Annotated in this window: 18 protein-coding genes; 11 read left to right on the top strand and 7 right to left on the bottom strand. The window is 65.2% G+C overall.

The annotated features are described in order from the left end of the window. The first annotated feature begins 166 nt into the window (after positions 1–166). The 5 genes from ACYQ0R_RS00625 (at position 167) to ACYQ0R_RS00605 (ending at position 4,303) form a co-directional block, all read left to right on the top strand. Positions 167–1,138 carry a transcription initiation factor IIB gene (locus ACYQ0R_RS00625; protein WP_459820391.1) on the top strand — a complete coding sequence of 324 codons (972 nt, stop codon included), beginning with the start codon at positions 167–169 and terminating at the stop codon, positions 1,136–1,138. Between the two features lie 50 nt (positions 1,139–1,188). Next, a complete protein-coding gene (locus ACYQ0R_RS00620; protein WP_459820390.1) occupies positions 1,189–1,563 on the top strand; it encodes a DUF7994 family protein in 375 nt (124 codons plus the stop codon). A gap of 107 nt (positions 1,564–1,670) precedes the next feature. After that, the gene (locus ACYQ0R_RS00615) at positions 1,671–2,375 is read left to right on the top strand and encodes a type I 3-dehydroquinate dehydratase (protein ID WP_459820389.1); all 705 of its coding nucleotides are present in this window, start codon (positions 1,671–1,673) and stop codon (positions 2,373–2,375) included. Between the two features lie 82 nt (positions 2,376–2,457). Further along, positions 2,458–3,591, top strand: coding sequence for an SPFH domain-containing protein (locus tag ACYQ0R_RS00610; RefSeq protein WP_459820388.1), 1,134 nt, complete (start codon positions 2,458–2,460; stop codon positions 3,589–3,591). Between the two features lie 64 nt (positions 3,592–3,655). Then, positions 3,656–4,303: a winged helix-turn-helix transcriptional regulator gene (locus ACYQ0R_RS00605; protein ID WP_459820387.1), complete on the top strand. Its 648-nt coding sequence runs from the start codon at positions 3,656–3,658 to the stop codon at positions 4,301–4,303. Positions 4,304–4,358: 55 nt separating this feature from the next. On the opposite strand, the gene ACYQ0R_RS00600 is transcribed toward ACYQ0R_RS00605, so the two are convergent. After that, positions 4,359–4,613, bottom strand: coding sequence for a DUF7123 family protein (locus ACYQ0R_RS00600; RefSeq protein ID WP_459820386.1), 255 nt, complete (start codon positions 4,611–4,613; stop codon positions 4,359–4,361). Positions 4,614–4,867: 254 nt separating this feature from the next. Here ACYQ0R_RS00600 and ACYQ0R_RS00595 point away from each other — a divergent pair, with 254 nt between their 5' ends. Continuing rightward, a complete protein-coding gene (locus ACYQ0R_RS00595) occupies positions 4,868–6,745 on the top strand; it encodes a flippase-like domain-containing protein (protein WP_459820385.1) in 1,878 nt (625 codons plus the stop codon). A 1,384-nt stretch (positions 6,746–8,129) separates the two neighbouring features. On the opposite strand, the gene ACYQ0R_RS00590 is transcribed toward ACYQ0R_RS00595, so the two are convergent. From ACYQ0R_RS00590 to ACYQ0R_RS00580, 3 genes are read right to left on the bottom strand one after another with little or no spacing between them, the layout of a single operon-like run. Next, positions 8,130–9,104 carry an electron transfer flavoprotein subunit alpha/FixB family protein gene (locus ACYQ0R_RS00590; RefSeq protein WP_459820384.1) on the bottom strand — a complete coding sequence of 325 codons (975 nt, stop codon included), beginning with the start codon at positions 9,102–9,104 and terminating at the stop codon, positions 8,130–8,132. Further along, the gene (locus tag ACYQ0R_RS00585; protein WP_459820383.1) at positions 9,101–9,865 is read right to left on the bottom strand and encodes an electron transfer flavoprotein subunit beta/FixA family protein; all 765 of its coding nucleotides are present in this window, start codon (positions 9,863–9,865) and stop codon (positions 9,101–9,103) included. Before ACYQ0R_RS00585 ends, ACYQ0R_RS00590 begins: the two co-directional genes overlap by 4 nt. A gap of 34 nt (positions 9,866–9,899) precedes the next feature. Beyond that, positions 9,900–12,434 carry a GcvT family protein gene (locus ACYQ0R_RS00580; RefSeq protein WP_459820382.1) on the bottom strand — a complete coding sequence of 845 codons (2,535 nt, stop codon included), beginning with the start codon at positions 12,432–12,434 and terminating at the stop codon, positions 9,900–9,902. A gap of 668 nt (positions 12,435–13,102) precedes the next feature. Here ACYQ0R_RS00580 and ACYQ0R_RS00575 point away from each other — a divergent pair. After that, on the top strand, positions 13,103–14,821 hold the full coding sequence (locus ACYQ0R_RS00575) for a formate--tetrahydrofolate ligase (RefSeq protein WP_459820381.1): 1,719 nt from the start codon (positions 13,103–13,105) through the stop codon (positions 14,819–14,821). A gap of 64 nt (positions 14,822–14,885) precedes the next feature. Here the strand turns inward: ACYQ0R_RS00575 and ACYQ0R_RS00570 are convergent, their stop codons facing one another. From ACYQ0R_RS00570 to ACYQ0R_RS00560, 3 genes are all read right to left on the bottom strand, one after another. Next, positions 14,886–15,263: a Rid family detoxifying hydrolase gene (locus ACYQ0R_RS00570; protein ID WP_459820380.1), complete on the bottom strand. Its 378-nt coding sequence runs from the start codon at positions 15,261–15,263 to the stop codon at positions 14,886–14,888. Positions 15,264–15,367: 104 nt separating this feature from the next. Next, complete coding sequence (locus ACYQ0R_RS00565) at positions 15,368–17,269, bottom strand: BCCT family transporter (RefSeq protein WP_459820379.1); 1,902 nt, start codon at positions 17,267–17,269, stop codon at positions 15,368–15,370. 27 nt (positions 17,270–17,296) lie between these two features. Beyond that, complete coding sequence (locus ACYQ0R_RS00560; RefSeq protein ID WP_459820378.1) at positions 17,297–18,523, bottom strand: NAD-binding protein; 1,227 nt, start codon at positions 18,521–18,523, stop codon at positions 17,297–17,299. Between the two features lie 171 nt (positions 18,524–18,694). Between ACYQ0R_RS00560 and ACYQ0R_RS00555 the strand changes: the two genes are divergently transcribed. The 4 genes from ACYQ0R_RS00555 to ACYQ0R_RS00540 all read left to right on the top strand — a co-directional run bounded on the left by ACYQ0R_RS00555 (position 18,695) and on the right by ACYQ0R_RS00540 (position 20,173). Further along, positions 18,695–19,120, top strand: a complete 426-nt coding sequence (locus ACYQ0R_RS00555; protein WP_459820377.1) for a universal stress protein — start codon at positions 18,695–18,697, stop codon at positions 19,118–19,120. Between the two features lie 31 nt (positions 19,121–19,151). Beyond that, positions 19,152–19,322, top strand: a complete 171-nt coding sequence (locus ACYQ0R_RS00550; RefSeq protein WP_459820376.1) for a hypothetical protein — start codon at positions 19,152–19,154, stop codon at positions 19,320–19,322. Positions 19,323–19,381: 59 nt separating this feature from the next. Further along, positions 19,382–19,537 (top strand): hypothetical protein, encoded by a 156-nt coding sequence (locus ACYQ0R_RS00545; RefSeq protein WP_459820375.1) that lies wholly within the window; start codon positions 19,382–19,384, stop codon positions 19,535–19,537. 210 nt (positions 19,538–19,747) lie between these two features. Continuing rightward, positions 19,748–20,173 (top strand): universal stress protein, encoded by a 426-nt coding sequence (locus ACYQ0R_RS00540; RefSeq protein WP_459820374.1) that lies wholly within the window; start codon positions 19,748–19,750, stop codon positions 20,171–20,173. Positions 20,174–20,199 lie beyond the last annotated feature (26 nt).

Here is a 20,199-nt window from a genome sequence, read left to right as displayed (position 1 = left end):
CGGACCGCGTCTCCGTCTGCCGGCGTAGTGGCCTCGAAACTGCTGAAGGATCGTGATGATTCGTCGGCGTGGCGGCGACACGTTCCGAGCCATTTAAGTGTTGTTCCAACATCCAGCCTGTAAGACCGCTCTCGGGCGTCGTTTGGGTACCGAGAGATCGACCGCTATGAGTGAACGAATGCATCTACGGGGGAGCCGCTCCCGGAACGAGACGGAGGAGGAATCGGAACGAACCGACGAGAGTCTGAGCTGTCCGGAGTGTGACGGACAGGTGATCAACGACGAGGAACACGGCGAGAGCGTCTGTGCGGACTGTGGGCTCGTCGTCGAGGCCGACTCGGTCGACCGGGGGCCGGAGTGGCGCGCGTTCGACTCACGCGAGAAAGACGAGAAGTCCCGCGTCGGCGCGCCGACGACGAACACGATGCACGACAAGGGGCTGTCGACGAACATCGACTGGCGCGACAAGGACGCGTACGGCCGGTCGCTGGGCGCGCGCCAGCGCCAGAAGATGCAGCGACTCCGCAAGTGGAACGAGCGGTTCCGCACCCGTGACTCGAAGGAGCGCAACCTCAAGCAGGCGCTCGGCGAGATCGACCGCATGGCGAGCGCGCTCGGGCTGCCGGACAACGTCCGCGAGACGGCCTCGGTGATCTATCGCCGCGCGCTCGACGAGGATCTCCTCCCCGGCCGCTCGATCGAGGGCGTCTCGACCTCCTGTGTGTACGCCGCCGCACGGATGGCCGGCGTCCCACGGAGCCTCGACGAGATCGCGGACGTCTCCCGCGTCGAGAAGGCGGAGATCGCCCGCACGTACCGCTACGTCGTCCGCGAGCTCAAGCTCGAAGTGAAACCCGCCGACCCGGAGCAGTACGTTCCGCGGTTCGCCTCGGATCTCGACCTCTCGGAGGAGTCCGAGATGCGCGCGAAGGGACTCCTGAAAAACGCCAAGGAGAAGGGCGTCCACTCCGGTAAATCGCCAGTCGGTCTCGCCGCGGCCGCCGTCTACGCCGCCGCGCTGCTGACCAACGAGAAGACGACCCAGGCGGCGGTGTCGGAGGTCGCTGACATCTCCGAGGTCACGATCCGGAACCGCTACCACGAGCTGCTCGAGGCCGAGGAAGGGCTCGTCGCGTAACCGAACTCCCTCGCTCGCTATCACTCGACCGACGCCAGTTCCGACCCCACATGGAATCCCGCGACCTGTTTTTAGGCCTGCTGCTCCTTGCCGGAGCCGGGTGGATCGCAACCGCAACCGACCCCGTCTCCGGCTCCCCCGCGTTCCTCGTTGCGATCGTCGGCTGCGGGCTCGCTGGCGTGATGTACCTCGTCAGCGACGTGGTCGTCGGGCGCGCCGTCGCCGGACGGGGGATCACACGGCTTCGCGTGCGAGCAGTCTCGCAGGCGCTGCTCGGCGTCTCTCTCGTCGCGATCGGCGGTGAGGGGCTGCTCGGCGGCGGCGGCACGTTCTCCGCGGTGATCGCCGGTGTGGGCGGTATCGTCGTCGCGTTCGCGACCGTTCTCTGGACGCGCGGCGGTCCGTCCGCGTCGACCGACGCCTGACTCGCCGCGTCGACCGACGCCTGACTCGCCGCGTCGACCGACGCCTGACTCGCCGCGTCGACTGCTGCGTCCCCTCCTTATAAGTCATCGCGTGGTCGACTCCGCGTATGTTCGAGGAGTTCGTTCTGGCGGCCGCCACGGCCGACCTCGACGACGAGTCGACGGCCCGCGGCGTCGCCGACGCCGTGGAGTTCCGCATGGATCTGGCGACCGATCCGCTCGAACAGCTCGACGACTACGCCGGCGAGCTGCCGCTCATCGTGACGAATCGAGCCGACTGGGAGGGTGGGGAGGCGGCCGATCTGGGCCGATTCGACGAGCTCTCGGACGCGGTCGCCGCCGACGACGTCGCGGCAGTCGACATCGAACTGGCTGCGCTGCGCGGGAACGCGCCGGACGGCGAGCAGTCACACGCGACCGCGCTCCGGGACACCGCCCGCGAGGCGGGCGTCGAGGTGATCGCCTCCGTCCACGAGTTCGAGTGGACCCCCGAGGTGGAGACGATGGTCGAACTGCTCGCGGACGCGGCCACGGAAGGTGACGTCGGGAAGCTGGCGACGACCGCGAACTCGCGGGTCGACGCGCTGGCGCTGCTGTCGGCGACTCACGAGGCGGACGAGGCCGGCCACCGCGTCGCGACGATGTGTATGGGAGAACCCGGGAGACACACGCGTGCGGCGGCTCCGGTGTACGGCTCGCGGATCGGCTACGCGCCGGTCGACCCCGAGAACGCAACCGCACCCGGACAGTACACGCTGAACACGCTTCGACGCCTCGTGGACGGGCTGCAGGACGGCAACACGGACCCGTGACGAGCAGCGAAGAGCGGCGGCGGATCCTCCGGACTGCTCCGTCGGCCGAAGGGTTATACGTCGGATGACCCAAACAGAGGGCATGGTAGCGCTTCCCCTCCAGTTCGAGTTCGGGCTGGTGACCATCGGTCTGCTCTTCGTGCTACTCGTGGTCATCACGCTCTGGCAGTCGTTCGAGATCGTCGACGCCTACGAGAAGAAGGCGCTCACCGTGTTCGGGGAGTACCGAAAGCTGCTCGAGCCCGGGATCAACGTCATTCCACCGTTCGTCTCGCGAACGTACCCGTTCGATATGCGGACACAGACGCTCGACGTGCCGCGACAGGAAGCGATCACCCGGGATAACTCGCCGGTAACCGCCGACGCGGTCGTGTACATCAAGGTGATGGACGCCAAGAAGGCGTTCCTCGAGGTGGACAACTACAAGAAAGCCGTCTCGAACCTCGCGCAGACGACGCTGCGGGCCGTGCTCGGCGACATGGAGCTCGACGACACGCTGAACAAACGCCAGGAGATCAACGCGAAGATCCGCCAGGAGCTCGACGAGCCGACCGACGAGTGGGGGATCCGCGTCGAGTCGGTCGAGGTACGCGAGGTGAACCCCTCGAAGGACGTCCAGCAGGCGATGGAACAGCAGACGTCCGCGGAGCGTCGCCGCCGCGCGATGATCCTCGAAGCACAGGGGGAACGCCGTTCCGCCGTCGAGCAGGCCGAAGGGGACAAGCAGTCGAACATCATCCGTGCACAGGGTGAAAAACAGAGCCAGATCCTCGAAGCGCAGGGGGACGCGATCTCCACCGTTCTCCGGGCGCGTTCCGCGGAGTCGATGGGCGAGCGCGCGATCATCGAACGCGGAATGGAGACGCTCGCGGAGATCGGCCAGGGCGAGTCGACCACGTTCGTCCTGCCACAGGAGCTCACCAGCCTCGTCGGCCGGTACGGCAAGTCGCTGTCCGGCTCCGACGTGCAGGACATGGAGGGGCTCGACGGACTGGAGTTCGACGACGAGACCCGCAAGATGCTCGGGCTCGACAACATCGACGAGATCCTCGGCCAGATCGACGAGGCGGCAGAGATGGACGTCGAGGAGCTCGAGAAGGAGGCAGAGGCGGTGAAAGCGGGCGACGCCGGTGCGAACATCAAATCCGCCGACGAAGTCATTCAGGAGATGGACGAGGAAGTCCCCGAGGAGTCGATCGAGCGCGAGACCGAGTGACTGCGTGCCGCTCCGGGACTCGAGTGGCGAAGCGCTTTTGACGGTTCGACGGCTCTTGTAGCTCGTGACGGAGGACGTCGACGAACGGAAGCGGGAGACGCTACGACGCTTCGCGGCGATCGGAGCGGCCGCACCGTTCGTCGGCACCGCAAGCGGCGACGATGGGGCACGCGGTCGGAGCGCGGCCGATGACGACAACGAGACGCGCGAGGCGATCCGCGGATACGTGTCGACGACGCCGGGAGCACATTTCTCGAAGCTCCGCGACGATCTCAGGCTCGGCACCGGCGAAACCCAACACCACCTCCGGACGCTGCAGGCGGCCGACGAGGTGGAGTCGGTGAAGGACGGCGACTTCCGCCGGTACTTTCCTACCGGTCGGTTCGACCAGCTGGAGAAGCGCATGCTTGGCTATCTCCGCCGTGACACGCCGCGAGGGATCCTCGTCGCGCTGCTTCGCGATCCGACGACGACGGGCGCGGCGCTGGCGGCCGACCTTGGCGTGTCGCGCTCGGCGGTCAGCGCGGCCGCCGCCGACCTCGCCGACGCCGGACTGCTCGACCGCTCCGACGGCTACGCGCTAACCGAGCCGGAGCGCACGCTGACGCTTCTCGTCCGCTATGCCGACTCCTTCGACGCCGACGTGGCGCGCCTGGCCGACGAGGCAGCGGGTCTCATCCGGTACGACCCCGACGCGCGAGACGGCAGCTGACCGTGTCCGCTGCGACGACAGCAGTGTAAGCAGACGGCCGCCCCGCGGCGATCCGCTATCCGGTTACCATCCACGTCGTTCCGGAGGAGTACCCCCACTTCTCGATGTCGACGTCCGTGGCCGCGGCGGCGACGGCACCCATGTTCGCGCCGACCTCCTTCGCCGAGAGGTCGAGCTCGTCGGCTATCAGGCGCGATTTGAAGTACGTTTGATCGTCGACGTGCTCACGAAGGTACGCGAGGATCCGGCGTTGTTTCTCCGTGAGTTCGGTCCGTCCGGCGAGAGTCGGGCTGACGCCTGCAGTGCTCATACCGGATAGTGAACAGCGTATCCCATAAGCCGGTTGGTAGACTGGATTAACCCCTCGCAGTGTACCGATCTGCTCCGAATTTGTCCCCGCGATCGCCGTCGATCGGAGCGGTCGAGCGGTCGAGCGGTCCGGATTGGTGTGTCCGGTCAACGCCATCCACTCACAGCACCACCGCAGCTGGCGTCGGTTTGCGGACGACCGTCGACTACGACGGTTCAGAAGGTACTTACCTCGCCCGCGGTCAGTAGGTTCCAATGAGCGGATCGTCCGATGGTCCCGCGGTCAGCGTCGTGCTCCCGGCGTACAACGAGGAGCGGACGATCGAGGGGACCGTCGAGACGACGCTGTCGACGCTCGCGTCGTTCCTCCCCGAAGAGTCCTTCGAGGTGATCGTCGCCGAGGACGGCTGTGACGACCGAACGCCGGAGATCGCGAGTCGGATGGCCGCCGAGGACGACCGGGTCAGACACCTCCACAGCGATGATCGGCTCGGACGAGGCGGTGCACTGGAGTTCGCGTTCGCCGACGCCGCCGGCGACACGCTCGTCTACTTCGATACGGATCTGGCGACCGACATGCGGCATCTCGAGGAGCTCGTCGAGTCGGTCCGAAGCGGCGAGTACGACATCGCCACCGGATCGCGGTGGTTCCCCGGTCACACCGCCGACCGGCCGGCAAAACGCGGCATCCCGTCGAAGGGGTACAACGCCCTCGTCCGGCTGTTCCTCCGGTCGGACCTGCGAGACCACCAGTGCGGGTTCAAGGCGCTCTCGCGGGAGTCGTTCGAGCGGCTTCGTGACGATATCGAGGACACCCACTGGTTCTGGGACACGGAACTGCTCGTCCGGGCCCAACGCGAGGAGTTAGCTGTCAAGGAGTTTCCGGTCGACTGGGAGCCGAAGGGTGACACCAAAGTCGACCTCGTCCGGGACGTGCTCGGGATGGGATCGAGTATCGTCCGGCTCTGGTGGCAGCTGTCGGTTCGGCCGCGGATCACGCGCCGAATCTCGGTCGTCGCCGGGCTACTGCTCGTCGTTGTGGCGTTCGGATTGATGACGAGCTATCTCGACCCGACGGAGGTGATCGCGGAGACGCGGAACGCGGACCGCCGACTCGTCGCCGCTGCAACGCTTTTGTACGTCGTCTCGTGGCCCGTCCGGGGGTATCGGTATCGTGACATCCTCGCCGAACTCGGCTTTCGCGAGCGTGTCGGCTTTCTCACGGGGGCGATCTTCGTCTCTCAGACCGGGAACCTCGTGTTCCCCGCCCGTGCCGGCGACGCGGTCCGTGCGTACATCGTAAAAATGCGACGGGGGATCCCGTATCCGTCCGGATTCGCGTCGCTAGCGGCCGAGCGCGTGTTCGACCTCCTGACGTTGGCCGGACTGGCCGGCGTGGTGCTCGTCGGGTACGCGGCGTCGGGCGAGCTCGCTACGGTCGTCGACGCGGCGTTCGGCACCGGTGCCGACGCCGACCGCGCCGGACGGACGGCGGTCGTCGTCGCGGCGGCGGTCGGAACCGCGGCGGTCGCAGTCGTGATGGGGATCGTGCTGTCGGCGCGGTCCGACGCCAACCGGATCCGCGACGCCGTCACGTGGGTGAGCACCGACGCCTACGGCGACCGAGTCGCAAGCGTGCTCGAACGGTTCGTCGGCGATCTCCAGCGCGTCGGGGGAAAGCCAGCCGCGTTCGCCCGGGTCGGGACGACGAGCGTACTGATCTGGGTTATCGACGTCCTCGTCGCAGCGGTCGTGTTGGCTGCGTTCGGCGTCGGGCTCGCACCCGTAACGCTGCTTGCAGTCTGCTTTTTCGCGGTCAGCGTCGGCAACCTCGCGAAGGTACTCCCGCTGTCGCCCGGCGGCGTCGGACTGTACGAAGGGGCGTTTACCGTGCTCGTCGTCGGGCTAACGCCGGTCGGCGCGGCGACGGCACTCGGCGCGGCGATCGTCGACCACGCGATCAAGAATCTCGTCACGCTGGTCGGCGGAACCGCGTCGATGATCGCGCTCAACGTCTCGCTGACGACCGCAGTCGAGGAGACCGAAGAGGTCCGCGACGCCGACGACACGGACGCCCTTGCGGAGCCGGAGGGCACGGAACCCCTCTCCGACACCGACCCCTCTCACGAGTGAACGCGATGCCGCGTTATCGCACGCACGGATAGATCCGTCTCTACGCCGAGCGTGTCCATTAATGAAATAACCCAATACAGATAATAATTTTTATGTTTATACAGCAGATAGACGATGAGAGCTTATATTCGCATCGATGATCAATACAGCAGTTTTAATCAATATCCTATTTAACTGGTTAGTAACTGTTATTATGTTAAAGCCTATGAATAATGAACAAGCCCGAGGGCGTCGTAGCACGTTTTACAATCTAACATGTGAATCGCTCAGCGCAGTCATCGCAGTGATCGATGTCGGGCGTACGTCGCTCACGAGGATGGATGGTTGGTTTATAAGTGAGTGTGTGGTAGGATTGTCGGCTGTTTATAAGTGAGTCGTGGGAGCGATAGCTCCGCGACGAACGATCTGAAAGCCCCAGCCGGGAGGCGGGCGCACGCTCGCTGCGCGCTTCGGTCGCTCACGTCGTTCGCTCCCTGCAGTGCTTGTGTCGCCTGCGCCCGCCTCCCGGCTGCCCCTTTCAACCCCACCCGACCGCACCGCAACCGCACCTCGCGCCTCCCCAGCCTCGTCGGCGGCTCGCGCGTTCCGCGCTCGCCGCCGCCTCCCTCGCACGCGCTCCTCGCGCCCTAAAAAGGACGCTCGGAGGCGCGCGCCGACCGCCCGCCGTTACCTGATACATGAATCATGCTCTGCGGTGTGGTTGCGGTGGCGCGCGCCGCGAGCGGGCCCGAGGCCCGCGAGTCGCGAGGGCGACCGAAGGGAGCCCTCGGATGCGAACGGCGAAGCCGTGAGCGAGCGCGCGAGGGAGACCGGAGGGGCCGCCGAGCGGTTCCGGCGGCCCCTCCGGTCGAGGCTGGGGTGGTCCGAGGCTGCGGTGCGGGGCGGGACTGGAAGGGGCAGCCGCGAGGGCGACGCACGGCGACGTAAGGACCGCAAGGAGCGAACGCAGTGAGCGACTGAGGACCGCAGCGAGCCGCGCGAGCCGTCGCGGCTGGGGCTTCCAAGTCGGTCTCTGCTCCACCGCTCACTTATATACCACTCCTCGCCGCGCTGAGTACGCCTTTATAAACAACGCACCGATTCTCGTATGCGCAATATACGCCCGACATCGATCACAAATCACAGGCACGTTTGGGTGTATCCGGACGATCGACCGCAAACCGATCGCGAGTCCGTTTTGGCGCAGTACCCTCTCCAAGCCGGAGCCACGAGACGGAGCACCTTCGCTTTCCCGCGACTCTCGCCGCTGTCACGAGATCGACCGGTTGAGGACAATAAATTACGCCTATATTTGTGTAAAGCCACTCCACAAATAATATACAAACAGACAGTTCTTGTTCCGTCTCGCTCGCGCGCGAAAGCGACACCGCCGGCGGTCCGGGCGCTACCCGTTCGCCCGGATCGCGTCGTTCAGTTCGGGGACGACCTCGTGGAGATCGCCGACTACGGCCCAGTCCGCCTTCTGGATGATCGCGGCTTCGGGGTCGGTGTTGATCGCGAGGATCGTCTCCGCACCCTTACAGCCGACCATATGCTGGACGGCACCGCTGATCCCGGCCGCGATGTAGATATCCGGACTGATCTTTGCTCCCGTCTGTCCGATCTGGTCGTCGTGTGGCCGCCACCCCTCGTTGATCGCGGCCCGTGAGGCACCGACCGTCCCGCCGAGCAGGTCGGCCAGCTCCTCCAGTTGGTCGTAGTCGTCGGGGCCGCCGACGCCACGGCCGCCGCCGACGACGACGCGAGCCTCGCCGAGCGGGATCCCTTCCTGGTCACCCGACTCGACGCGGTCGACGCGCACGCGAAGCTGTGCGTCGTCAAGCGATGGCGTGAACTCGGTGACGTCCGCCTCGCCTTCCGCGTCCGCTTTCTCGATCGGATACTCGTGTTCGGCTGCACTCACCAGTTTGGTGTCGGCGTCGAGCGTCGCGTGCTCGATCAGGCTACCACCCCACCGATTACGCCGGATATCGTAGCCGCCGTCGTCGGCAACGTCGACGCCGATGCAGTTGGCCGACATCGGCTGATCGAGCGTAACGCCGGCGTGGGACAACACCTCGTGACCCCGATCGGTCCCGGGAGCGACGACCGCGTCGGCGGCGACCGCCTCCACCAGCTGTGCGAGGCTGTCGCCCCACGCCTCCGGGGCGTAGCCGTCGAGGTCGTCGTGGACGACGTGGTGGACCTCGTCGACGCCGTACGGCGCAAGCTCCTCGGCAGTGCCTGCGCCCTCGTCGCCGAAGACGACCGCTCCGACGGTCGTGTCCTCCGCGGCGGCCAGCTCGCGGGCCATCGTAAGCGCTTCCAGCGACACCTCGTCCGGAAGGCCCGCGTCGTGCTCGACGAGCGTGAGGATCATAGTACCTCCACCTCCTCGTCAAGTACCCTGATCACGTCAGACACGGCGTCCGGCCCCTCACCGAGGATCTCCGCCTCGCTGTCGTCCGTGTCCGGCGCTTCGAGCCGAACCTTCTCGAAGGTGCCGGGCCCCGAACTGCCGCTCGGTTCGCGGCTCGGTATCTCCTGGTTTCGCGCCTGCATCTTCGCGCGCATCGACGCGTAGCGAGGTTCGTTGATCCCCTCCTTCACGGCGACCACCGCCGGGAGGTCGATCTCGTACACCTCCTCACCGCCGGACACTTCACGTTTCGCGATCGCCGTCCCGTCTTCGACATCGAGCGACTTGATCCCCGTCACGCAAGGGAGACCGAGGGCGCGAGCGACCCGCACGCCGACCTGATAGTTTCCGGTGTCGGCCGATTCGTTACCGAAAAGCAGGAGGTCGAACTCCTCGTCGTGCTCGCGGACCGCGTTTGCGATCGCGTCCGCGGTCGCGCGGGGCTCCCACTCCTCGCCGTCGGTTTCGAGCAGCGTCGCGTCGTCGGCCTGCATGGCCAGCCCGGTGCGGAGCTGTTCGGTCGCCTCCGCCGGACCGAGCGTGAGGACGTGCGAGGAGCCGCCGTGGGTTTCGACCTGCTGGATCGCCTCCTCTATCGCACACTCCTCGTGGGGGCTCATCGTGAACCCCAGATTGCTGGTGTCGATCTGCTGATTGTCGTCCGTCAAGACGATCTTCGCGCCGGTTTCCGGTACTCGCTTAACACAGGCTAATACGTTCATGATTATGGCTGGATATGTGTTCGCTCCGAAGCGGTTAGCTCCGGATGCGCTCGTTTTCGGGGTCGAACAGCGGGCGGCTCCCGACGACCTCCACGGTCACCGGATACTGCTCGCCCATGTACGCGACCTGTAGACTCTGTCCCTCCTCCGCGTACTCGGGCGGGAGGTACGCCATCAGGAGGTGTTTGCCGACGCTCGGGCCGGTGCCCGCGCTCGTGACGTACGACTCGCGACCTTCCTCGTCGACGATAACCTCGCCGTCCGGGTCGAGCACCGGCTCGTTTCCGAGCATGAAGCGGCGCTCGCCGTCGGAGGAGATGTGGTCGTCAACCGAAAGGGTACACAGCGTCGCGGCGTTCTCCTCCTCGATCGCCTCCGCGTACGCCTCCTTCCCGATGAAGTCGGCGTCCTTCACACCGTGGAAGGTGAGTCCGGCCTCCGCGGGATCGTACTCCAGTTCGAGCTCGTGACCGTGGAGCCGGTATCCCTTCTCCATCCGGCCGGTCGTTCCGTACACGCCCATGCCGACGGGGCGGATGTCGTGCTCCTCGCCGGCCTCGGCGATGACGTCCCAGAGCCGCTGGCCCTGGCCCATCGGGGCGTAGATCTCCCAGCCGAGCTCGCCGACGTACGACAGTCGCATCGCGAACGCGTCGACCTCGCCGACCGTGATCTCCTGAGCGGTGTACGGCGGGAACGCCTCGTGTGACATATCCTCCTCGGTCACGCTGTCGACGACCTTCCGGGCGTCGGGCCCCCAGACGCCGAGGGTACACAGCGACTCCGTCTTATCAACCAGCTTCACGTCGGCGTCCTCCGGAATGTGGTCACTGAACCACGCCTTGTTCGGTCCGGCGTCCACGCCGCCGGTGACGACCCGGTAGTGTTCGGGGCCGAGTCGGACGATCGTCAGGTCGGCGATGAATCCGCCGTTCTCCGCAAGAATCGGCGTGTACACCGTCTTGCCGACGTCGACGTCGGTACGGCCGACGGCCATCTTCTCGATGTAGTCCGGCACGTCCGAGCCGACGAAATCGAAGATGCCGAAGCCCATGTCTCCGATCATGGCGACGTTGTCGCGCATGTGGAGATGCTCCGCGAGGATTATCGGCGACCACCATCGGGAGTCCCACTCGTTGGGCCGCATCAGATCCGCGAGCTCGCTGTTGTACTCGGTGAGCAGGTCGCGGTTCGACTCGAACCACTGCGGGCGCTCCCAGCCGGCGACCTCGAAGAACTCCGCGTCAAGCTCGCGCTGCCGGTTGTAGAACGGACTGGTGCGAAGCGGTCGGGAGCTCTGCCACTGCTCCGACGGGTGAACGATACCGTAGATCTTCTGGAACCCCTCGTGGGCACGGTTCTTCACGAAATCCTCGGAGGTTCCGTACTGGTAGAAGCGGTTGACGTCGGAGGCGTGCAGATCGATCTCGGGGTGACCTTGCGTCATCCACTGGGCCACCATCTCGCCGATCGCGGGCGCTTCCTTGATCCAGACGGCCGCACACGACCAGAGACCATCGACGTCCTGCAGCGGGCCAAGCAGCGGTCCGCCGTCCGGCGTCTGCGAGAGCAGGCCGTCGATCTCGTGGCGGATCCCCGCCTCGGGGTCGTCGAGAAGCTCGGGGACGATCTCCAGTGCGTCCGACATCGACTGCTCGAACGCGTCGTCGGTCAGGGGCGGCTGGGTCGGCGACAGCGGCGCCTCGTCGATCGACGGCACGTCCTCGACGTCCCAGAGGATCGGCCGGTGCTGGTAGGAGCCGACCTCGAGATCGTTGCCGTGCTGGCGCTCGTACATCTGGGTGTCCATGTCGCGGACGACCGGGAAAGAGATCTCGCCGTCATAATCCTCGAAGAAGGAGATCGGTCCGACGCTCACCATCTGGTGTACCGCCGGGGTGAGCGGGATCTCCGTGCCGGCCATCTCCGCGATCTTTGGGCTCCACAGCCCGGCGGCGATCACGACTTCGCCGGCCTCGACCGTCCCACGGTCCGTTTCGACCGCCTGGATCTCTCCGTCCTCGACGTGCATGTCGAGTACCTCGGTGTTCGGCGAGACGGTGAGTCCGCCGTTCGTCGCGTCGTCCGCGCGGGCACGCATCACTTCGCCGGCACGGAGCGGGTCACAGGTTCCGGCCCCCTCGCTGTAGAAGCCCCCCTCGAGGATGTCGGTGTTGAGGTACGGCACCATCTCCTCGATCTCGTCGACGTCGAGGAGACGACCCTTTTCGCCCCACGCCTTCGCTGACTGGACGCGGCGTTTGAGCTCCTCCATCCGCTCTTCGGTGCGGGCCACCTCGATCCCGCCGCTGTTGGTGAACGTGTCCATGTCTTTGTACTGCTCGATGCTCCGGCGAGTGAGGTGGGTCATCTCCTTCGAGTGCTCGACGGGCATCAGGAAGTTGGAAGCGTGGCCCGTCGACCCGCCGGGGTCCGGAAGCGGCCCTTTGTCCATCAGCAGGATGTCGTCGCGACCCTGGTCGGCGAGGTGGTACGCGAGGCTGTTACCGACGACCCCCGCGCCGATGATGACGGTCTCCGCGCTGGACGGGAAGTCGTTTTCGCTCATCGGTGATTCACCCTCGGATTCGACGATCGTTCGACTTCGTGCCACTCGGCGTCGACTCTCCGGTTGCTCTCGTTCGATATCATCGTCGGTTGATGCTGACGGTCGCCCGGATATTAAAATACCGTATACCTAACAGACGGATTATGGGATCCGCGAGGGTATCGGACGCCCTCCGTGGCCTGAGACGACCGTCACCGCCGTGAGCGTCTCGATTCGCGGATCGTCGAATCTCTCGGGCGCCGGATCGCACGTCCTCAGTCGGAGCGGACGCTCGCTGCCCACAACATATCTCACGTCGTACGAGTTGTGTTCTTCCATCATCGTGGCGTCATCGCCGGTTGTCGTGGGGCACATACCCCTTTCACAGTTGGCTGCACACACGCTCGAATCAGCCGCATACGGAGGAATATAACGTGCATATGTGAAAGAGCGCGTGCCCATGCGGAAAGGTTGGACCGAAGGCAGGACATGGGAGAGCTGCGCGTAATGGTGGGAGTAACACGTGCAACGGGAGAGTTATCCACGGAGAAGTTACACGGACTCAGAGACGACTGGGCGCGCCGTGCGGACTGTGACGGTTGTTTGAGGAGCCATCGAGCAAACACGTCGTATCCACGACGCTATAGATGTATTAATACTTATACGCCGGTCGTGAGACGTTTCAGTGTATGACGGACTCAACCGAGGACGGCGAGTCGTTCCCAACGGACTACGAGATCGCACAGTCGACCGACGCCGACCACATCCTCGACGTGGTCGAGCCGTACGGACTCACGAACGACGACCTCGAGCTGTACGGCGATAAGAAGGCGAAGGTATCGTTCGACACGATCGAGCGACTGCGTGAGGAGAAAACGGCGGACGGCAAGGTCATCCTCGTCACGGGGATGACGCCGACGCCGCTCGGCGAGGGAAAGACGGTGACGACGGTCGGACTCGGGCAGGCGTTGAACCAGGTCGGCAAGGACGCGCTCATCGCCGTCCGCGAACCGTCGCTCGGACCGGTGTTTGGCGTCAAAGGCGGGGCCGCCGGCGGCGGCTACTCGCAGGTGCTCCCGATGGAGGACATCAACCTGCATTTCACCGGCGACCTCCACGCGCTCACGTCGGCACACAACCTCATCTCGACGATGCTCGACAACCACATCAAGCAGGGTAACGAGCTCGATATCTCCGTCAACATGGTCAACTGGCCGCGCGCGATCGACATGAACGACCGCGCGCTTCGGGAGACCGTCGTCGCGCTCGGCGGCGACGTGACGGGCGTCCCCCGCGAGGACGGCTTCATCCTAACGGCCGCCTCCGAGCTGATGGCCGTCCTCTGTCTGGCTGACGGGATCGAGGATCTAAAGGAACGCGTCGCCCGGATCATCGTCGCGTACGACGAGGAGGGTAATCCGGTCACCGTCGACGACATCGACGCCACGGGCGCGGTCGCGATCCTCCTGAAAGACGCCTTAAAGCCCAACGTGGTACAGACGATCGAGGGGACGCCCGCGTTCGTTCACGGGGGTCCGTTCGCCAACATCGCGCACGGGACGAACTCCCTCATCGCCGACGAAGTCGCGGCGAATCTCTCGGAGTATCTGGTCACCGAGGCCGGTTTCGGCTCCGATCTGGGTGCCGAGAAGTTCATGAACATCGTGAGCCGGTTCGGCGACGTCGAGCCCGACGCGGTTACCATCGTCGCCTCCGCCCGTGCCCTGAAGTATCACGGACAGGATATGTGGCCGCCGGACGTCGACGCGTTGGACGAGGAGGATCTCGACGCTCTGGAGGCCGGCTTTGAGAACCTCGACAAGCACGTCCGGAACCTCCAGCAGTTCGGCGTGCCGGTCGTCGTCGCGGTCAACCGCTTCCCGCAGGATACGGACGCGGAGGTCGACGCGGTCGTCGAACACTGCGAGGAGGAGCTCGGCGTCGCGGCCGCCGAATCGAACGTCTTCTCGGACGGTGGCGAGGGCGGCATCGAGCTCGCGGAGCATCTCGTCGACGCCGCGGAGGCGGACTCCGACTTCCAGCCGCTGTACGACGTCGACGCGCCGATCAAAGAGAAGATCGAGACGGTCGCGACGGAGATTTACGGAGCCGACGGCGTGAACTTCTCCAGCAGTGCCGAGGACGATATCGAGCAGATGACCGAGCTCGGCTTCGACGACGTCCCGATCTGTATGTCGAAAACGTTCCACTCGCTCAGCGACGACGCGAGCAAGAAGGGTGTCCCCAAGGACTGGACGCTCGACATCAACGAGATCTACCCGTCCGCCGGTGCCGGCTTCCTCGTGGTGCTCACCGCTGACGTGCTGACGCTGCCGGGTCTTCCGCCGGAGCCCGCCGCCGCCAACATGGAGCTCGACGCCGACGGCAGCATCTCCGGACTGTTCTAGACCGCTCCCGGCGCCGGTCCATCGAACGTCGGTTCCGTCGCCGTTGCTTCGTGCGTTCGACCCGCTATCGTGTCGCGATCGCTTCGACCTCGATCGCGGCCCCCTTCGGGACGTTTCCGACCTCGATCGCGCTGCGTGCGGGGGGTGACGCATCGAAAAACTCGGCGTACGCCTCGTTCATCTCGTCAAACTCCTCGATGTCGTCGAGGAACACGCTCACTTTCAGGACGTCCTCCAGCCCCAGTCCCTCCGAAGCAAGGATCGCCTCGACGTTCTCGAGACACTGGCGGGTCTGGACGGCGACCGACTCGTCGTCGAGCAGCTCCCCGTCGACGGTCAGGGGAAGCTGTCCGGCCGTAAACAGGAGATCGTCGGTCATGGCTGCTTGACTGTACGCGCCTACCGCTGCGGGTGCATCGTCGGTACTGACGAGTTCCTTCATCCAGCCGGAGCGACGAACCGGACGATCATATACCTACCGCCGTTCCGCCATCTCGACGCGTCGCTCGCAGTTCGTCTCAGCGTTCATATGTTTCGTGGAACGGATCAACGCTCATCCTCGTCATCTTCATCCGTCGCTTCGGACTCGTCGTTCTCGGCCGACGCACGGACCGCTGCCTGCGGGCTCAGATCAGTTGGAAGCGTTGCTTCCACTGCTGGGTACTCGACGTCGTGATCACGAAGCGTCCACGCGAGGCCGGCGACGGCGACGAGGGCGACGACCGCGAACGGCCCGCCCGCCAACACCGCCATCGCCTGCAGCGGCTCCGCGCTATCGGTCGCAAGCACGGAGACGGCGACCACGCCCTGAAACACGCCCCAGAACACGATTCCGCTCGTCGTCGGTGCGGCGTCGCGTTCGGTCGCAAGCACCGCCACCACCAGCGTGGAGGTGTCTGCGGAGGTGACGATGAACACGACGATCAACGCCAGAAACAGGAACATCAGCAGCCGACTCAACGGCAGCGTCTCGAAGACGGGGAAGCCGGCGACGGCCTCCGAGCCACCGTACGCGTCGACCGCGGCGAGGACGTCCACCACGCCCGTATGTTGGAGGTGCAGCGACGTCGACCCCAACAACAGGAACCACACGAGCGTCGCCGCCGACGTCGCGAGGAACCCGGTGGCGACGACCGTCCGGATCGTTCGCCCCCGAGAGAGTGCCGCGAGGAACAGTCCGGCGAACGGAGCCCACGAGAACCACCACGCCCAGTTCCAGACCGTCCACCCGGCCGTCCACTCCCCGCTCATCTGCGCGCTCATCACGAGGAAGTTCGCGGCGTAGCTTCCGAGGGCGCTCCGGCCGTACTCGACGACGGCCGCGCGCGGCGCGATGGCGAGAAAGATGAGCCCGAACAGCGCGAACAACACGATGTTCACGGCGGCGATCCGGCGGATACCGCGGTCGACGCCGCTCTGTGCGGAGGCGACGAACACCAGCGTCAACCCGGTGACGAAAAGCAACATGCCGACCGTCCCGAACGGCACGCCCCACTGGAACTCCGTGCCGGTGAGGAACTGCTGGCTCACGAAAGCGATCGACGTGGCGATCCCGCCGATCGTCGCGAAGACGGCCAGCGTATCCACGAGACGACACCACCGCGAGCCGAGATTCTCGACGCCGAAAAACGGCGTGAGGACGGACGACACCCGCAGCGGCGCGCCGCGCTGGTAGACGAAGTACGCGATCGGCACGCCCAAAACGACGTATGCGCTCCACGCGGAGATCCCCCAGTGAAACAGCGCGTACGTCAGCGCCGGCGTGATCGCCTCCGCGGACCGGGGCTCCACGTCGAAAAGCGGCGGCGGCGCATCGTAATGGAACAGCGCCTCCGCGGGGCCCCAGAACACGATGCCGGCGGCGATCCCGGCGGTGAAAAACATCGTGAAGTAGACGGGGTACGTGTACGCCGGCTCGGCGTCCGACCCGCCGAGCCGTATCGATCCCCACGGCCCGACGAGCAGCGCCAGACAGCACGCCACGGACAGCGCGACGACGGCGACGAACACCGGACCGCCGTAGGCGGTGACGACCGCCTCGACGGCGCCCACGACGGCGAAGGTGCGCGACGGAGCCAGCAGCTGTCCGGCGAAAAACAGCGCGAACAGGGCGACTGGAACGCCAAACATCATCCGGTCCTGGCGGGCGAGAAACCCTCGAAGGAGTCCGGATACTCCGGCCCGCCGGACCCGAAGCAGGTACTCCGGGTCGAACGCCTCGTCCGCCGCCTCTTCATTCTCCTCACGAGCCGGCAACACCGCGAGGTACGCGAGTCCGGAGCCGAAAAATAACAACGAGACGACGAGCCACGCCGGTCCCGACACCGTTTCTCCGACGATCTCCGGGAAGAAGTAGCCGGAGACGACGACGATGCCGGAGAGTACGCAGACCGGAGCGAGCAGCTTTCGGAGTCCTCGCTCGATAACTCCGGCACCGTCGAGACCCATACCGTCAGGTTGGTTCCTTCTTCCGTATTAATCTTCCCGCGATGATGCGTCCTCGAACAGCGAATCGGTGGATCCCTGCTCGAGAACCGAGCGCCCGAGGAGGCGACCGCCGATCTCCATCGGGCTGATGACGTCGTCGGCACCGACCGCCGAGAGCTTGTCGACGTGTTCCGCGTCGTTCGCCGCGGCGACGATCCGGATGTCGGAGTTCGCCTCCCGCGCGGCGAGCAACGCCAACACGTCGTCGGCGTCGCTGCGAGTCGCGACGACGACGCCGGTTGCGTCGTCGATACCGGCGTCACGCAACGTCTCCTCGTGTGTCGGATCGGCGGTGAGAACGTTCACGTCCCGGTCGGAGAGCGCGGCCGCCTCGTCGGCCTCCGGCGTGACCACCACCGCGTCGACCGTCCCTTCCAGTTCGTCGAGCAGTGCGTCCGTGATGTCGTCGTAGCCGAGGACCAGTACGTGGTCCTCGAGCAGGGTGAGTTCCGAGGGTGTCATGTTTCCGAACGCCGCGGCCATTCGCTTCTCGATCGCCGGCACGATCAGCGACCCGACCGCGACGGTGAACGCGCCGGTTCCGAGGAGGATGATCGACAGCGAGAACCACTTCGCTTCGGTCGTTAGCGGAGTAATATCTCCGTATCCGACGGTCGCGATGGTGACGATAACGTAGTAGACGGCATCGCTCCACGTCTCGAGCGCGCCGAACTGGTCACGCAGCGCGTACGAGCCGATTGCACCGTACGCGAGCACGCCGACGGCCGACGACAGGGAAGCGATCTGTAGCGGGGAGAGATCGAGGCGCTGGTCGAACGCGCCACGATTCACGAAAAGCAGCGGCAGCGCCACCAGTAGCATCACGAGCAACGGGACATCAGTCGTCCGGAACGTCGTCAGCGGGAACGCAACGAGAAGCGGAAGCAGCGTTATCGCCAGATGCCACGCCACACGCTTCCGACGGCGGAGACCGAGCACGACGCCGCCGAGGAGAAACGACGTACCGACGGCGAGAAACGGGACCGTGTCGGGCGCGATCGGGAGCACGGCCGCCAGCGGTCCGTCGGCAACGACATCCGGCCGGCTGAGATTCGACAGTCCCGTGAGAAACGTCAGTACGGCGATGAACCCGGTTAGCAGGACCGCGGTTTTCGCGCCCGAAAACGCGTCCAGTTCGACGAACCGAACCCTGTCGGTGTGATAGAACAGCCGTTCGAGCGCCGACTCCGACGGATCGGTGGTATCGGACGCCACGGGCGGCGACTACGTCGTCGGGGTATAAAATACGTCCCCTGCTATCACGTGTCGATGGCGAGCGCAGAGGGTACAGTCAACTCGTTTCACCGCCCTGCGTCACTATTCGTGTCACATGGTAACGTAAACATTATGTAATGGACCGGAGATGTGTCGACTGGGGACGAGGATATGTACGATAACGTTCTGATCGCGACGGACGGAAGCGACGAGTCGGACGGGTGTATCGAGTACGGGATCGACGTGGCGGAGTCGACCGGTGCCACGGTCCACGCGCTGTACGTGATCGAGACCAAGGCGACGTACATCCTCACGGTCGACTTTTCGGACAGCGATATGGACGAGTACAGGGAGTACGGCACCGAAGTGGTGACGGACGTCGCCGAGCGTGCGGCCGAGCGCGGCCTCGAGGCGGAGGGCGTCGTGAAAACCGGCCGGCCGGCCGAGGAGATCGTGGATTACGCCGACGACAACGACATCGACGCCATCGTGGTAGGCAAGCAGGGACACGGAGCGATCGACAAACATCTCGGTGGAACCGCCGAGAAGGTGATGTGGATGTCGGAACAGCCGGTGACCGTCGTCGAGGGTGAATGAACGACACGGCGACGCCACTCGCGGACGATCCATGAACTGGACCGCACGAACGGTCGTCAGACTGTTTCTACTCGTCGGCGGGGGTGCGTTCCTCGTGATGGGTGCTCTGAGTGGGGACGCACTCGAGTTGATCCTCGGCGCTCTGGGGGTCGTACTCGGGGCAGCGGGGCTGGTCGCCGAGTTTCGCGGCTCCGACGACTAACGACGCGGCTCCCGAGAGTCGACGATATGTATAATACGACCCGCCGACACCGATCCGACATGTCCACGCGCGTCGCGATGGCCGCCACGATTCTCGCGGTGATTCTCGCTTTCTGGAGTCTGCGACTGCTGTTGGCCGGGCGTCACTTCCTCGCCGGCACGCTCCTGACGTTCGTCGCGTTCGCGATCTACTTCCGGGAGATCAACCTCGAGTGAACGTGAAATCCGGGAGATCAGCCTCGAGTGGAAGATCAAAAACCAGATCGGAGAATACGAAGGGACCCACTCCTCACTGCGGGCTGGATCGGCGTTCGTGGGTGCGTCGAACGGTCCGTTCGGCGGCGTTGCGAGGCGAAAGGCGACCGAAATCGGCTCTTCGGCACCCAAGTTATAAATATCGTCTATCAGATACTCGGATGAAGGGTTATGATGGATTCCATACTGATCGCGACCGACGGTAGTGACCAAGTATCGAACGCGGTCGACCACGGGCTTGATCTCGCCGAAACGTTCGACGCGGAAGTACACGCCATCTACGTCGTCGAGACGGAGGCGTCGTACATCCTCACGGTCGGGGTGAGCGACGCGGAGATGGAGGAGTATCGCGCGTACGGCGAGGACGTCGTTTCCGACGTGGTCGAACGGGCCGAGGAGCGCGGACTCTCCGGCGTCGGCGTTGTCAAGGCGGGAAAAGTCGCACAGGAGGTGAGCGACTACGCCCACGAGACGGACGTCGATTGCGTCGTGGTCGCCGAGACCGGTCGCGGTGCACTCGAGAAGTATCTCGGCTCCAGCGCCGAGAAGATCGTTCGCATGTGCTCGAAGCCGGTGACGGTCGTGCGGTCGCCGTAGTCGCTCACGTTTTCGACTTTCGCTCG

The sequence above is a fragment of the Halorubrum luteum genome (assembly GCF_054652935.1).
The sequence above is the reverse complement of the archived record's forward strand: the minus strand, read 5'-3'. Positions and strand labels throughout refer to the sequence as shown.